Origin of the sequence: Pseudomonas sp. WSY_20, from assembly GCF_043104335.1 — a bacterium.
Lineage (GTDB): Bacteria > Pseudomonadota > Gammaproteobacteria > Pseudomonadales > Pseudomonadaceae > Aquipseudomonas > Aquipseudomonas parafulva_B.
The window spans coordinates 1-15,491 of record NZ_JBICKP010000041.1; the positions used below are offsets into that span (position 1 = coordinate 1).

At 50.7% G+C, this 15,491-nt stretch carries 12 protein-coding genes and 1 pseudogene; 9 read left to right on the forward strand and 4 right to left on the reverse strand.

Annotated features, from left to right (window positions below):
* The first annotated feature begins 521 nt into the window (after positions 1-521).
* Both ACF8E5_RS10760 and ACF8E5_RS10765 read left to right on the forward strand, forming a co-directional pair.
* Positions 522-971 (forward strand): antitoxin Xre/MbcA/ParS toxin-binding domain-containing protein, encoded by a 450-nt coding sequence (locus ACF8E5_RS10760; RefSeq protein ID WP_392475252.1) that lies wholly within the window; start codon positions 522-524, stop codon positions 969-971.
* Positions 972-1,338: 367 nt separating this feature from the next.
* Positions 1,339-1,755, forward strand: a complete 417-nt coding sequence (locus tag ACF8E5_RS10765; RefSeq protein WP_392475253.1) for a DNA-binding protein — start codon at positions 1,339-1,341, stop codon at positions 1,753-1,755.
* Here ACF8E5_RS10765 and ACF8E5_RS10770 read toward each other — a convergent pair.
* Positions 1,745-2,533 (reverse strand): hypothetical protein, encoded by a 789-nt coding sequence (locus tag ACF8E5_RS10770; RefSeq protein WP_392475254.1) that lies wholly within the window; start codon positions 2,531-2,533, stop codon positions 1,745-1,747. The genes ACF8E5_RS10765 and ACF8E5_RS10770 overlap by 11 nt on opposite strands.
* Positions 2,534-2,818: 285 nt before the next feature.
* Between ACF8E5_RS10770 and ACF8E5_RS10775 the strand changes: the two genes are divergently transcribed.
* The 7 genes and pseudogenes from ACF8E5_RS10775 to ACF8E5_RS10805 all read left to right on the forward strand — a co-directional run bounded on the left by ACF8E5_RS10775 (position 2,819) and on the right by ACF8E5_RS10805 (position 10,618).
* Positions 2,819-4,651 (forward strand): Mu transposase C-terminal domain-containing protein, encoded by a 1,833-nt coding sequence (locus ACF8E5_RS10775; RefSeq protein WP_392475255.1) that lies wholly within the window; start codon positions 2,819-2,821, stop codon positions 4,649-4,651.
* Positions 4,652-4,756: 105 nt separating this feature from the next.
* Entirely contained in the window at positions 4,757-5,662 is a 906-nt protein-coding gene (locus tag ACF8E5_RS10780; protein ID WP_392475256.1) for a TniB family NTP-binding protein, read from the forward strand.
* Positions 5,663-5,676: 14 nt separating this feature from the next.
* Positions 5,677-6,507 (forward strand): hypothetical protein, encoded by an 831-nt coding sequence (locus ACF8E5_RS10785; RefSeq protein ID WP_392475258.1) that lies wholly within the window; start codon positions 5,677-5,679, stop codon positions 6,505-6,507.
* Positions 6,491-7,420 carry a hypothetical protein gene (locus ACF8E5_RS10790; RefSeq protein ID WP_392475259.1) on the forward strand — a complete coding sequence of 310 codons (930 nt, stop codon included), beginning with the start codon at positions 6,491-6,493 and terminating at the stop codon, positions 7,418-7,420. The genes ACF8E5_RS10785 and ACF8E5_RS10790 overlap by 17 nt, the downstream gene beginning before the upstream one ends.
* 561 nt (positions 7,421-7,981) lie before the next feature.
* Positions 7,982-8,836 (forward strand): annotated as a pseudogene (locus tag ACF8E5_RS10795) (IS5 family transposase).
* Between the two features lie 1,025 nt (positions 8,837-9,861).
* The gene (locus ACF8E5_RS10800) at positions 9,862-10,182 is read left to right on the forward strand and encodes a hypothetical protein (protein ID WP_392475260.1); all 321 of its coding nucleotides are present in this window, start codon (positions 9,862-9,864) and stop codon (positions 10,180-10,182) included.
* Positions 10,175-10,618 (forward strand): hypothetical protein, encoded by a 444-nt coding sequence (locus tag ACF8E5_RS10805; RefSeq protein ID WP_392475261.1) that lies wholly within the window; start codon positions 10,175-10,177, stop codon positions 10,616-10,618. The genes ACF8E5_RS10800 and ACF8E5_RS10805 overlap by 8 nt, the downstream gene beginning before the upstream one ends.
* Positions 10,619-10,712: 94 nt before the next feature.
* Here ACF8E5_RS10805 and ACF8E5_RS10810 read toward each other — a convergent pair whose 3' ends face one another.
* The 3 genes from ACF8E5_RS10810 to ACF8E5_RS10820 all read right to left on the reverse strand — a co-directional run bounded on the left by ACF8E5_RS10810 (position 10,713) and on the right by ACF8E5_RS10820 (position 15,488).
* The gene (locus tag ACF8E5_RS10810; RefSeq protein ID WP_196185889.1) at positions 10,713-11,960 is read right to left on the reverse strand and encodes a TerD family protein; all 1,248 of its coding nucleotides are present in this window, start codon (positions 11,958-11,960) and stop codon (positions 10,713-10,715) included.
* A gap of 303 nt (positions 11,961-12,263) precedes the next feature.
* A complete protein-coding gene (locus tag ACF8E5_RS10815) occupies positions 12,264-13,406 on the reverse strand; it encodes a glycerate kinase (protein ID WP_196185888.1) in 1,143 nt (380 codons plus the stop codon).
* An 885-nt stretch (positions 13,407-14,291) separates the two neighbouring features.
* Entirely contained in the window at positions 14,292-15,488 is a 1,197-nt protein-coding gene (locus ACF8E5_RS10820) for a hypothetical protein (protein WP_196185887.1), read from the reverse strand.
* Positions 15,489-15,491 lie beyond the last annotated feature (3 nt).

A 15,491-nucleotide genomic window follows, 5' to 3' on the forward strand; every position in this document is an offset into this window, starting at 1 on the left:
CTAAAAGCGGGCTTTTTCGTATCCGCCAGCATTTCCACCGATCGGGCGCTCACAAGCTCAGTCTTCGGCCCAGGTGTGCTCTGCCCCCGGTCACCCTCAACTAGCTCTGCCGTTCTTTGAGGCTTTCAGCGATTTTGGCCTCCAGGGCTTCTAGCGACACACCGCGACGCCGCACGAGTTTTTTCGAGAACGCCGAAATTACTTTAATAACCGCCCGGCCTCCCCCGAGATGAATTCCAGCTTTTTGTGCAGAGCAAGGTAGGTGGTGACGTCATTTTGCCATCTGCGTTGGAGCTATGCACTAGCCAGTTGCGGTCCTCAAGTAACGTGGCAAAGCGTCAGGCGGCAGACGACGCTCAAAATGCTGATCGATCCGCCGGCGATCACGCGTATCGGCAACGTCAGACTCGGTCTTCATACGTTGGCAATAGTCAACAGGTGGCAACCCTCAGGGCCACGTGTAAGATGTACCCTTGAGCGACAGCGCAAAACGCTGGTGGAATGCCAATGGAGTACATTCAATGGTTCCGATTCGTGAAAGTGGCACACGCAGGGCAACGGAATATTTGATCCATGCCAATATTGGTGAACTTAGCCCCGTGCTGATTTATCACCATATTAACGCCGGATTCACATTGTTGGATGTTCAACAGATGTTGTTGGACGTTACACCACGCTCGTGCGGCTCAACATTGGGCAGAATATTAGGCAAGCCTACTTCTGCCAAGCTCCGCGCAGGACGTCTCCCAGTACGTCTGAATTCCCAGCAGAGTGCTGTGGCCTTTATGTACGCCAAGATTTTTGAGTTATCCCTTAATGTTTTTGGTACGCGCGAACTCGCTGAACGATGGATGAGATTACCGTGCCGCTTCCTAGGCGGCGATGTGCCACTTGATGTGATACATAATCCCTATGCATACCGCTTGATCGAAACATATCTACAGCGCGTAAAGTTCGGGGTTTACCAATAGCATTTTGGACATAAACATCCTATCTCGCGTACTGCCCAAGCAAATATTCTAATGAGACATCCCGAGTGCTAACTGTGTAATGCCAGCACAAGTTGCATTATGCGTAGCATTTAAATGAGTAATTCGGGCGATCCCTGCAAGACGCCACAAGAAGTCAAAAAAAAGCACCTGCATTAACATCAATATGTGAGCAAGCTTTGATCAAGAAATACTATAGCGAACCGCACTTGCATTTGTGACTAGCTAGAGTAACTGACAAGCACTGCGTCTTCATAAAGTAACGAAGCTTTATTAAATCTTCTGGCATTGACTTAAAAAAGACGTTTGGGCATAATATTTTGGGTCGCAGGCTTCGGAGCTTCAAGTGATGAAAAGCAAAATAACCGAAATGGATGTCGCACGAGCAATTCAGCGTTTAAAGACCAAAGGGATGAAACCAACCCTCAATTCCATTAGAGCCGAACTGGGAAATCAAGGATCTAAGACGACCATCTTACGGATGGTGCGAACACTTAGCGAGCAAAATGAATCTGCCAATTATTCAAATATTCTACCTGCAGGTACTGATGGCTCATTAGCAACTGCCAGCCTTTCATTAGACGAGCCTTCTGCAATCGTTGAAAGTATAGAATCACTGGGAGAGGCCCGACTGATAGTCAACAAGCTGTGCTTAACTATACAGCATTTAAAAACCGAACTGGCCATATGTCAATCCAATAACGAAGCTTTACGCACATCTCAAAAGCAAGCGTTAGAGGCACTGCGCGCATCCATTAAACTGTAATGGTTCGCGGGCAACATCTGTACACCTTTCTCTGTATACGTTTTAGCTGTTTCTCCCCATCGACATTCTCGGCGCTCCCTTCCTCCGCTCTCGCCCTTAAATACTTTGCCAGATTTATTCGCTCTAGCCAGTTCATTTCTCTAATGACGCAACGCCACGTTAGCCATACATCTGAATAATCTCTCCCACCGGGACTGTAATACCCTTCATAAACAGCCTCCCAAAATTTGATTACCCCACGCACTTCATAGCATGCGGAATCAAAAAAAACACCCCCTGCTCCCCCTACAGCGCCGAACACCACGCTTGAGAACTCCTCCTGCAGGATAGTCCACTTTCGCTCAATCAGTAGTTGAGCAAACACATCTAAAAAATCCTGATAAACTTGCCCACCTTGTAAGTCAATCGCAGTACAAGTGCTAGCAATAATTATCGCTAGCCTATCGAAGCTTTTATGTTTTTGCAGTTCCTTAAGCGAGTAATAGCCACTCGACCGAGATGCCGCTCCGTAGCGATTGAGCACATCAATTCGTGTCGGGTAGTCGCAGTCTTCCTTTAGAAGTTTCCACAGTGGATGGTGATACACATCAGATGCTTGAGGGCATACAAGCAGTAATTGGTTGAATGTGCTGTGTTGAGGCTGATGCCCTCTCAAAAACAATCTCCATGGTTTTGGATCTAGAGTCCCTGATTCCATACCATGGATTTGCTCAAACCACCTCGCCATTGCGTAGCCAGTGCGAGCAATCCTCGCCTCGTCTGCAATGGTCATGGCCATCGCTTTCACCCTCAGGTAATCAACGGGCTGCTTACGTGGTCGTGCCACATCGTACTCCTAAATCGGGACCCTACGGTTCGCACCGATTCTCAATGCGCGGCATAAAAAATCTTATATACCATTGATTTCTATCGTTTTATTTGTTCGTAAATTCAGATTTTTTGCCTCGTGACTGCTCAATTCCTGCCCCCCTAGAATGGTACACATCGGCTTCAGTGTACCGCTGTTCGTGACCCAATGCGGATCTGCGGAGCTTGCCAGGTGGAGAGATAAGAGAATTGAGCAATGGACCAGATTCTGGAAATTGGTGAGTACGTAATCGTAAACGGCGTGATTGCTGTTATTACCGAACTCATCGGCTCTGAAAACCTGAAGGTGAGAGAGCACGAGTCGGGTTTGTTATATACAGTGAATGTAGGTGATATCAGAGCGATTCCGAAATCCTCTAAACAATCCGAGATCTTCCGACTAGACCCGACAGATCCTGCTTCAGCACAGTCCTTAGTGCAAGCTGCTGAGCGAGCAGAAGTGATCATGAAGTATAGGAGAGGCGAATTAAACGTTAAACAAAGCGGCGAGTTGCTCGGTATAAAGAAAAGCCAATTTTACAAACTCAACAAAAACTACAGCGAAGACTTTGGTCCATCTAGCATAGTACGCCAAACCGCTGGACCGAAAATTGGCTCTACCCGAATCAGCAAGCATATATCCAGCATCGTGGACGAATGCTTTGATAAATACTACAACGGGCCAGCAGCAAGTTATTCAGCAGTTTGGAGACAGGTTCAGGCGCAGTGCTTCAAGGAAGGGCTGCAATGCCCAAGTCTTGGGACCGTTACCCGATTAATCAAGATGCACGATCCAAAAGAAAGAGAGCTCAAAAAAAATGGACAAGATGCAGCACGCCAAAAATATGAGCCAAGGCCTGGAGTCGTTGAAGCAAGTGCCCCACTAAGTATCGCTCAAACAGATCACACAATGGTGGACCTACTTTTGCGTGCTGAGCACGACAGAAGCATAATTGTCGGCCGCCCGTGGGTAACGCTAATCATTGACATATATAGCCGTGTTATTCTCGGCTACTACATCTCAATGTTTCCTCCGTCCCTAATTTCGGTACAGCAAAGTTTAGGGATGGCCGCGCTTCCGAAAAAGATGGGTTACTTTGTTAGCGATCTGGATTATGTGGAGTATCCTTATTACGGGCTCCCCCAAATAGTTCTCATGGACAACGCCAAAGAATTCAGATGTCTGACATTGCGTGCAGCCATGAGCAAGTACAACGTTAAACCAGAGTACAGGAAGCCGTATAAAAAGCATATGGGAGGACACATCGAACGCTTGATCGGTACGTTCATGACTACTGCAGTACATTTCCTCCCTGGTACAACATATTCTAATCCTCAACATCGCGGCGATTATAACAGCGAAAAACTATCGTCGCTGACCTTCAGCGAGTTTGTCACGTGGTTCGCTGGCCAGGTAATGATCTATCATGGAACGGTGCACTCAGCGTTAAAGAAATCACCTAAAGACGCCTGGAATGGGTATTTCAACTCTAAAGGAGCAACTCCACAGCTGATTACTAACCCTCAGCAGTTTTTTATCGACTTTATGCCGGAGCTACAGAGGCCGGTGCATAATAGCGGCATCCATGTTAATGGCAATAGATACCATTCGCAGGGTATCAACAAAGTTCAAGGTCGGGGGAAAATCACTATCAAGTTCGATCCCTACAACCTAGAACAGATTTGGGCTAAAGTCGGCGATAACTATGTCCAAGTACCCAAAATAACCGGCGAGCATGATTTCATAAACTATGAAAGCTATCGATGCAACCGTAAATTTAACAAGTCTGCTCCGCCTGGCACAATCACTGATCCGGATGCTCTTCGTCAGGTCTTGAAAAATAATGACCTTGTTAAAATTAGCCGGAAGCGCACTCGGGCTGCCAGCGCGATGAACAATGCAGATGAAGCTAGGCGTCAGCACAACCGCGCAATAAAATCCGGTTTGCCTAAATCTCATTTTCCTGACTCGATCGAAAATCCGCAAGACTCTGCTCAGCGCAACGTAAACTTCTCATTGCCGCCAACGCTTTACGACTTGACAGACTGATCAACTCGATCAGTGAAAAATACACGTGCGGCTTCTAACTTTAGATTGTCTTTGTTGTTAGCGACCCATCGCGTGCTCATAGATTCAATCAACAGGGAATTCGATATGACTGAAACATTCGCAAATCAAGCTAGCAACAGTTATTCAGATGCACATGTAAGGGAGTCGCGCAAACCTTTGCTGCTACTTGAACCTGAGCAGCGAATGGCGATCTGTTTAGAAGATGTATTTCTCGACTACCCAATCGCAGACTCGATTCTTAAATCAATAGACTACATGCTTCAGTCAAAAAACAAAGTGCAAGCACCCTGCATGCTAATATGGGGTGAAGGCGGATATGGCAAAACCAGCCTGATCAGGAAAATCAAGGAAAGAAACGTTGAGCAAACCAATAAACTTGTTTTCATGAGTATGCGGCAGACGCCAGAAAATTACAACTTTCGCGAGCTCCTGCTTGAGGCGTTCGGGATTCCCCTAACCAAAAAATTTAGTGGCTTTAATGCCTCGAAGGAGTTCGCACGCACAGTAGCTCATAACAATATCAAAGGCATCGTTATTGACGAAATTCATGACGCGCTCACGCTGACCCCTTTTCAGCAACGCGCAAATTTATCGCTACTTAAAAATCTTTCTGGAGAGCAATTCAATCTGAGCGTGATTGCGTCTGGTACAGAAAAAGCCAGCGAAGCACTCCGACTCGACGCCCAACTGGAAAGGCGTTATCTACAGTGGCCTCTAGCAAAATGGGAACTCGACGAAAACTTCCGGTCCTTCCTTCTTGCTTATGAACGCACTTTACCGCTAAAAAATCAATCACGAATATGGGATGAGGTAATTGCGCGAATGATACTAAAAACATCCTCAGGAATTATGGACAATGTTGCGAAAATTATTCAGGTTGCGGCTGCGGAAGCAATACGTACTGGAGAAGAACAAATTAGCGCAGAAATCATAGAACATGTGCACCGGCTTGCTCCACACTATGGAGTCTCGCTAATGAAATCCCACTGAGCTCGGGGAAGCTTATGAATGAAATCAGCTTGCTGACGCAGTCCATCCATGACGACGTGCACCTTTTAACCCCGCAGGTAATGCAGTGCATAGACGAAATCCAGTTGCATCATAAGTCTCAGAGTAAGCGCCGCCAACGCATGCCTGTTTTAGTGTGCGGCAATTCTGGAAGCGGAATTTCGACGGTAATGTCTCGAACAGCTCACCAACTCGAATTAACGAGCACAGGTGTTGTACTATTGCAACGTCAAGATCTTGCCTTCTACTCACCGTATCAAATGCTGCTCCACCATTATGGCTTCAGACCGGCCGACAGTGCGCGACTCGGCTCATCATACGATTTGCCTCATTACATCACCAAGCTTTTGGCTATGGCTGAACCTGAGGTTATTATTTTAGATGATTTTCTTAATGGAGTTATTGAAAAAAAAGATATATCCAAGCATTTAGCCCAGTGGACTAACGTGGCAAATGCAATGCCGAAAACATCGATAATTTTCGGAAATCCAGGTCGCCTTACACCTACTTGGTTATCTGGCGTCCCGAACTACAGATCAATCTATATAGATGAGTGGTCACTAGGCCCCTCATTCGACCTTTACCTCAATCAACTTTCCGATCTAGCACTGACGAAATATAGTCTGAAAATGGAACTGCAAGAATTCCAGAGCCAGCTCTATCAACATTCCCATGGCAACACTGGAAACTTGATCCGCCACTTGCGGCAGCTCGTTATAAATCTAATGCTAAATCATCAGTCAGATATGACAATAGTTTTTGCCACAAAAAAACTAAAGGAATTGATTGAAGACAATGCCAGGATCTTCTATGAAATCGCTATGTGACGATGAATCTTTTTCTTCATTGGTAATGAGGGATGTCTTTAAGGCCCCGTTGGTTCACACCTTCGACGATGAAATCAAAGATTTCACACTCGAAGGCGATCCCGATTTCGATCACACTTACAATCAATCAGGCTCTGCGGCTGTTTACGACAGGGTTAAGCCTCATGACTGCTGGATAATTCCTCACACCGTTTCTGATTTTGTTTGCATGCAGTGCTTGGCGTCATCGTTGAAGGAACATCACGCTTTGAGGTTTAAGAAAGCCTGGCGTCAAGTAGCTCAGCCCTTTTGTAAATCACATAATAAATTGCTGGATTCTTTCCCGCCCAGAAACAGCGACTTAATGAATTTCCTAGTACTGAAGCCCAGCTCGCTGCGCACTACCTTACCAGAAAATGTACTTCAGATGATTGCTTGCGCCGCTATCAAAACATATGAAGACTTGATTGAAACAATGCATTTTGAATGTCCCGCTGCCGCCCAGAAGCGATTCAGTGCTTTCAGGTTTCTACTTGAGTTATTCCTTCATGCACAGTCCGACTCCGGAGGCATCGCGTCTTTTTATATGAGTGCCCCGAGACCCCGTAATAGCCAATGGCAGCCTTTCAGTTGGCAGTCCAGCTTTCAAACCGGTGCGGTGATTAGCAACGCGCTGGAGCGCGCGTGTGCAATTATTATGTTTCACGCTATCACTTCAGACGCTTCGCGAATATCAATCGCTCCTATTGCCGCCCGAATTACCGGCTTCGGCTACCACTATCCTATTACACCCGAATCAATCGGTAGCTTGAGTAGATTGGTAATGAGCGAGGTTAATCCAGCCGTCACAACAAGATTGTACAGTTATTCCGAAATACTGAATTGTGTTGCTTACCAGAGTTTTCTTCGAGGGTTTCATCATGACAAATGTTAGGCTTACACATATTCGAATCAATTGTTTAGACCTAGGCTTCCCGGTCTACGACCAATTCAAAATGGCCACATTCACCCCGCAAATAATAATTTGCAGTGATGTGTACCTGGGAATAATAATAGCTGCCGGCATCACACGACGCGAAACCATTCACGACTTAGCATACAAAATAAAACTTTGTCTGCGCAGCGACTTCTCGATAACCCGCAACCCCTCTATATCAGCCAACTCATTAACTTTCCACTGGTTTTCATACTGTGGGATTACAGCAACCCCAATCAAAAACCTAAAACGAAAACCAATTCCATCGATTGAGGACTTGGACTTGAGCGAATCTTTACAGCGATTACCACTTTACTATCTACGGTTACTGCTAGATCGCAACTTAAAGCCCATTCATTTAGAAAGGTTTGCATTAAGCATTCTTAGACAGCACAATAAAAAAATGTCAGTTTCCGACATCCCAACACTAGGCTCTGTGCGAAATCCCGACCCAATCACCGCCTCTTGAACGCTGAGATTTTGTAGAGTTACCCGCCATCGACGGAAAGGAATTCTGTGATGGCAAAGCGTTACGAGCTCTCGGACGAGGCCAGGGATGTGGTCTCCGATCTCTTCATCGAAATTCATGGTCGAGGGCGACCGCACCTGAGCGATCGTCTGATGCTCGATGGCCTGCTATGGGTGCTCTGCTCGGGTGCTGCGTGGCGAGATATGCCGGAGCGCTTTGGCCCATGGTCAAGGGTGTATCAACGGTTTCGCGGCTGGCGAAATCAGAAGACGTTCGATCAGATGTTCAAACGCTTGCACCTGAGATTGAATGAGCAAGGCTTGATCGATCTGCAAACCTGGATGATCGACTCAACCGCCGTACGCGCAACCCGAGCCTCATCTGGCGCTCGGAAAAAAGGGGGCCTGACGAGCCTGCCGATCACACTCTAGGTCGCAGTCGCGGTGGCCTGGCAACCAAAATCCACATGCTTTGCGATGCAATCGGGACACCGTTGCGCTTCCTCCTTTCTGGCGGTCAAGCCAGTGACATCAGCTATGCCCAGCCATTGTTGGACGACGTCCATTCCATCAAGCCAACCTGGCCGCCCGCGTAAACGCTGCAAATGGTTGCTTGCTGACAAGGACTACGACGCCGAAGCGCTACGCCGCTACTGCGACCAATATCGAGTGCAGCACGTCACCCCGATGCGCCCGATGAAGCGCAAACCCAAGCCTGGCTTACCCAGACTGTTTGATCGGCCCAAATACCGACAGCGCAACATCATCGAGCGGATGTTTGGCTGGCTGAAAGGGAACCGCCGCATCGTGACACGCTTCGACAAGCTCGCGAAAAGCTATGCCGCCATGGTCTCACTGGCTTGTTCCATGCGGTGTTTGCGACATCTCTTTTCGTACAGAGCCTAGGCGCAAGTGGTGAAGACCGAGGCATCAATAACCGTTAATGAGTGGAATTTCCCACGATTCAAAGAAAAATTTTCCACTCATTAACAGTTAATCGGTGGAAAAGCATTTAAAATCAACAGCTTGAGGATTTCCACTTTTTCTCTGATGGTCACACCAGCCCCCGGAAACCAGTGATCCCGTCGCTAAATTATGAGAATCGCTTCGCTTCGCCCCTAACCCATTGATATTGCTGATGATTGCTCCCTTGGCGAGAGGACGACTGCGAATACATGAGAAAAAACGGGTGAATTGTTAGCCTGCAAACGGGGTGCATGGGTCATTCAGGTCCTCGGCAGAGCCTATGACTCCCGAAAATAGGCTTGCATTAAAAAGGAGAAATTCCCGCTCGAATATTTCGCTAAAGCGAGAAAAACGCTTTGAGTCTAGCGTGCCCTTACGGAAAGCCCGTAATAGTTAGGCTTGCTCTTTGCGGCAATTATGAGAAATTCCCGGCTGGATGTTGCCTATTGATGAGAAACCCCCGACTGACACACTGGCGCTGCAAACATAGCCATAGAAAATTCCGGGAATTTCTCATAATTGAACAATAACGCATTGCCGAGCCTTTGCATTTTAGGTGTCCGTCAGTCAGTCTTGCGCCTCAGGGAGCATGTCGCTACCATCGATATAAGGAGGCTAAATTCACCTAAAAGCTTCGTACTTCCGATTACTGTCATAAGTGGAAGTCTATTGTCTTGAAACTCTGGCTGGTATTCCATGGCGCGCGCACCCACTCCCTTGTTCTAAACCTACGATAAATTCATCGAGCAAGACTTCAGTTTGCAGGGCTCCTCACTCGCCTGCGTCGCTTCCTTTTTGGATGAGTGTGAAGCGGCTTTGCAGCCTGAGCGTGGCTACGCTGCGGTGCGTGCATTCCTGCGCGCGTTTTCCGACAACGCGCAGACGTTCAACTCGTACCGCAGTCATACGGAGCGATGGGTACTCGTGATGGCTGGATCCCTAATCCGAAATGGCATCCTTTCAACATGAAGTCTCGCAAGGCGACGGCCACAGAATTGCCCAGTGCCCAGCACTATCAAGCGGCGAATGGCACGTTAAACCAAGTGTTTACCGTCTGCAGCCGGTTCTATGAATTTCTCATTGAAGACGGCTTCGCCCAAACGAATCCGTTTCGCCTCCTCAAGAAAGGCAACCGCTTTTCTACGCAAGAACTTGAAGTTGCGTCTTCGCGGGCACTCACGCCCCTGCAATGGGACTTTGTCCTGGACACCGTTGAGGAGATGGCGAACACCGAGCCGGAACGGCATGAACGAATAAGGCAACTGGTGGTACTTCGCGGTGGGTAAAGGCAACAAGGCGGCCAAGATCGCCGTGCGGGATATCTACGAAGAGCGCTATCTAAAACGTTACCGCCGATTCCTGGGACTCTCCCAATTACCTCATCCAGGGGAAAGTACGCCGCTGATCAAAACACTCAAGGGTCGAGCAGGCTTGTCTGATCGGCAAATCCGCGCCCTCCTCCAAGCTGTTTTTGATAAAGCCGTAGACAAGATGCGCAGCGAAGGCCGCGCTCACCATGAGATGGAGAGTCTGCGCTGTGCCTCTGCGCACTGGCTGCGTCACACCTCCGCCACGTTTGACGCTCCGCTGCGCAATCCTAAGGACCTGCAGGAAGACCTGCGGCACAGCAACCTTAGTACGACCCAGAACACCTATTATCACGCGCATGACCAGGAGCGTGCGCATTCGGTGAAGCGCATCGGCATGCGCGACCGCGGTTAAGCCTGGATTGCCCAGTCGTCAACCGCCAGCTTGCCGCCCCCAAGTGAACGATGTGGCTGGCACACTCCTGATAAAGACGCGTGCCGGCCCCAACTCAAATGTACTGTTTCCTGCCGCTTCGCTCGATCGGCCGGCCCTTGAATACGTGTGGACCATCCATGGTTAACTCGACCTTTTCACCCTTACGGGTCATCCAGGGTGTGGCTTCGGATCCCGACCTTGAGGTGACGCCGCTCGGGCTTATCGTGATGGCATCACCATCGATCTCAATGATGCCAAGAACATAGGTGTACACCATGCTGCTGAAGAATCCGCTCTTGAATTCGAACGCGCACTCCACTATCTGATCGCCGTACTCCATGCGCATTTTGGGCTTCAGCGAGGCTACCGAGACAGCACCGTTGTCGACTGCAGAGTACACGCTGCAAACAAGTGCCACCCTCCCACCCATGCGATGCGAGATAGCCGGATTGATCTCAACGCTCTCTATCCCAGGGGCAGAAGAACTCGCGCTTACCACATCGCCCGTATGGAAAACGTAGGGGTCAGAATCGAACGTCCCCCGCTTGTCAGGGGCCTGGATGATTGACATGCGTCCGTCAGGACGAAGTATGCCGACACGGAGATCAAGGTCGTCATTATCCCGACCATCTCCATTGTCCACCCAGGTAGCGCTTACCTTGATCGTCTTTGGCGCTGCAGCGCCCTTCTCCAGCGAGACCTTGTGGGCAGCTCCAGGCTTGTCCAAGGTGATGACCGACTTGGTGATGTTCACCGGCTTGGACTGTGCAGCTACTGGCTCGACCAGTGCAGGTTCATCGCTGACCTCCACCCCATACATGTTGCAGAGGCCGGCCAGGCCCGAGGCGAATCCTTGCCACACAGCCCGGGCCTTCGCCTGACCATTTCGCACATAGAGTTCAAGCACAGTGATGCCCGTCTCACCCTGGAAGGCATCAGGCGTTAGCGCCAGCACCTGGTCGCCCACTACTACCTGGGCACTGAGGTCCTTGACCTGTGCAAAACCACCGCCGCTGCCGTCCTGCGTCAGGGTGATCGCGATCTTGTTGATGCCGGCCGGGAGTCGACTCAGGTCGAAACTGATGCTGTGCCGTACCACGCCTGCCTGATTGCTCGGTGGAGTGAATGTTGCTGAGCCAGAGGCGTGCACTGGGGCATTGAAGAACACCATGCCACTGTCATCCTCGACGCGCCCAGCATCTGTCAACAAGAAAGCGGTCAGGTTCACATCGAGATTTGCGCCAGCCGCATGGGTTACCTGCACAAGTCCGTTAGCTACGCTGAGCCTTGTGTTCTCACCTGGCTTGAGGGATTGAGTCAAAGTTGGTCGCCTATTCCATTGATATGCCGACGGGGGCCGCCGGGCAGCTGCATACGTCCTTGCCCATTCAAGCAATGACAGTCTGCTGGCCAGTTTAACCAGCCGGCCGTCAGAGGGAAGCCAGAATGCGGCAGGGAAATCACGAGCGGGCTGAAGCTGCCCGCGTGGGGAATAAAGGCGCCGGGCAAAAAGGGGTCTTCTAGACCAGCATTTGGCCTATGCCTTCGGTACCGCGCTTGCTAGTCGCGCACTAAGGCACGAGAGCAAGGTGGACTAAACCTGAGCAGTTAGCTCGTCGATTCCTTATGAGTTCGCATCGCCGAGAGCCCAAACATTCATCACATCAAACGCTCGATCACGAAGCAGCTCCGCGGCGTGGCTACAGGCGTGCTCGAGCGTCATAGGCCCGGCGGTGATAGAGAACGCCGCGCAGATGCCAATCTCGCGCAGGAGCTGGTAGCCCTCACCAAGGGTACCGGCAATAGCGATCGTCGGTACTCCCGCCGCTTTTGCAACAGCTGCAACACCTGCAGTGGTTTTGCCGTAGTAGGTTTGCTGATCCAATTTACCTTCCCCGGTGATTACGAGGTCGGCCCCCTTCACCCCGTCAGCCAGGCCGGACAGCTCGGCGATTAGTTGCACACCCGGGCGAAAGCTTGCGTCAAGAAATGCTTTCGCTGCGAATCCTATTCTACCCGCAGCGCCGGCTCCTGGTGAATTGCGCACGTCCTTGCCCAGTAAGTTGGCAGCGATGTCGGCATAAACGCCCAGCGCCGAATCCAGTTCTCGGACCTGGGAAGACGTTGCACCCTTCTGTGGGCCGAAGACATGCGAGGCGCCTCTCTCGCCGGTGAGCGGGTTGTCAACGTCACATGCCACTTCGAATCGGATGCCCTGCAGACGTGGGTCCATACCTGACAGATCGATGCGGGCCAGCTGCTGAAGGGGCAAACCGCCAGGCTGCAACTCGGTACCGGCATCGCACAAGAACTTGGCCCCAAGAGCCTGAAGCATCCCTACCCCACCATCGTTGGTAGCACTTCCTCCAAAACCCATGATTATCCGGTGAACCCCAGCCTGAAGTGCCGCTTGAACGAGTTGGCCAGTGCCATAGGTGGAGGTCCGCGTTGCGTCGCGCTGGCCGACAGGCCCCAGGTGGAGGCCGCTAGCTTCAGCCATCTCGATCACTGCGGTGCGCGTATTTGCAAGCCAACCCCAGCTAGCAGTGACCTCCGTACCAAGTGGCCCGTTGACCTGGGTGGATCGCAGTTCGCCTCCGGCTGCGGCGAGAACAGCTGCGACAGTACCCTCCCCGCCATCAGCCATTGGAACGGTCACAATCTCAGCGTTGGGTAAGGCCTTTCGTACCCCTTCCGCAAGGGCCGCAGCAACTGCCTCAGCTGAAAGGCTTTCTTTGAAGGAATCGGGGGCAATGACGACTTTCATCTTTGGGAATCCTTGATCAATCGGTCAGGTCTTTTTGTGTTTTCCCGATCATGAGCCTGTTCCATGGCAGGTTCTATGTTCGAGGTGACAAAAAAGGGGCTGGCGTTTGTTCAGGTCGACAAAGGGTGCGGGGCAAGGTGCCCCGGCCTAACCGTCCAATTACGGGTGCTGCTTTGGTTCATCCTTAGGAACGGAAACTGCGGGCGGGGCTGGACACGCGGCACTTGCAGGTGCCGCTGCAGGAGGAAAGATGAATGTGAATGCCCCGAATGCAATGCCAGCGATGCCTACAATGAAGCCACCAAACGTGTAAAAACGCTGCCGTCGATTTGCTGGTTCTTGGTGCTTCAGAAGGTCTCTGACATGGTTAGCCAAAGGATAAAGGTCTGATCCATTGGGGGCTAGGTGAAGTCTCAAACGATCCATCATGAACCTGGTTTGTGTAGGTAGGCCCTCAAAGGGCAACTGTTTCTGGTGTTCCTCCTGAAGGGCCTCAAGAACCGATACCTTGTCATCAAGGCCAGTCAACCTGTTGGCTACCACATCCCGGATAAGCGTCTTGATGAGAAACTCAGTGCACGACATGTTTACGTGGCGTGTGTCAGCCATGGTACAAACTTGGCTCCAGCTAGGACTGCCTTTCTTGAGAGCGTTGATTAGGTCTGTGCGAAGGCTCCTTCGGCTCATGATGCCAAAGACTACGTCAACCGTAACCATTGTCATCCAGACCACCGACCCACACGCCACAAGTATCACGACGCCCCATGCACCAACAACCAACGATTCCATTACATTCCTCTGTTTTAGTGCTGCCCATGAATCTCGTGAAAAAATGCGCGACGTGACCCTTCTGCAACCCAAGTATACCGGGCCGCAGGTGCCAGATTAATTGGTCTGGAGGTCAAATCCAGGGGTGACAAAAAGCGATGCAAACAAGGTCTTTTCAGGACGGAACGTGTAGGTTTCCTCAAACGAGCCGCTCTTCGCTAAGGCCAACGCGATTCCACACTCCGAATCGCTGTGCGTCTTACCCTTGCTACCGAAATCGCTCTGCCAAGTTGCGAGGCCTGCAGAATCACAGAACGCACCGCCCGAATTGCCAGCCTGGCTGTAAGGCACCTTGAGCGAATCGAATCCCTTATAGGTCAGTGCATAGCTCTCAACCTTGGCCTTACGAGCGAAACTGCCGGCAGCGTCAGTCAGGATGGCTTGGCTAGCGATTTTGTCGTAGGCGCCGACGATGAAGGCGGTCAGACCTGTTTTGAGCGTTTCCTGGACGGCATCCAGCTCAGGCAGGGCAGCGAACCGAGCTTCGCGAACGATCCGGCCCACCTCGTTCCCATCGATACGGTGAATGACCACAAAACTCATGGTCCCTTCTCCGTCGTCGGAGCGCGTGAATGTTAGATCCAAGTCGACCTTGGTTCCGAACTCCCCCGAGGCTGCAATCAGAAATGAACCCGTCACCGATGATCGAACTGCCATGTTGGCACCCCACGAGTACTTGGGCTTCACAACTTCCCCATGCGGCCCCACCTCATCACCAGGCTGAACCTCATCAGGTACATCGGAGACCAAGACCATTTCTGACCCTAGGCGCGACAGGTACTGGTTGCTCTGGTCCACACCCAACAGCTGGATACGAATCTTGCCGCTTTTACTATCCCCACTGTGGCTGAGCTTCAACTCATCAGCATGGATGTAAGCGCCAGCAGTGCCGCGGCCGACTGTTGATCCAACCTGGTATTTTGCCCAATCAGCCAGGCCACCTTCTGTGGTCCCATCCAGGGAGGCACCGAATAGTCCGTACAGCCCACGCAGGAACTGCTCAGCTCCATTGGTTCGGGCAGCAATTAGGCGAATCTCAGGGTTCTCGACGGTCAGGTTCCCAGAGAAAATGCTGTAGGAGATGTCACCTTCAGCGAGGACGTCCTGGAGGTAGAACCGTTGCTTGAAGTCCTCGTAGTAAGCGAGGGCCTTCTTCCCGCCAGTGTTCATCATGCCGGCTATTGAAGCTCCGCCCAGCACCACCATGGAGAGAGCGCAAATCAGCTGGGCCTTTCTGTTTTTCAAGATGGTCATCGT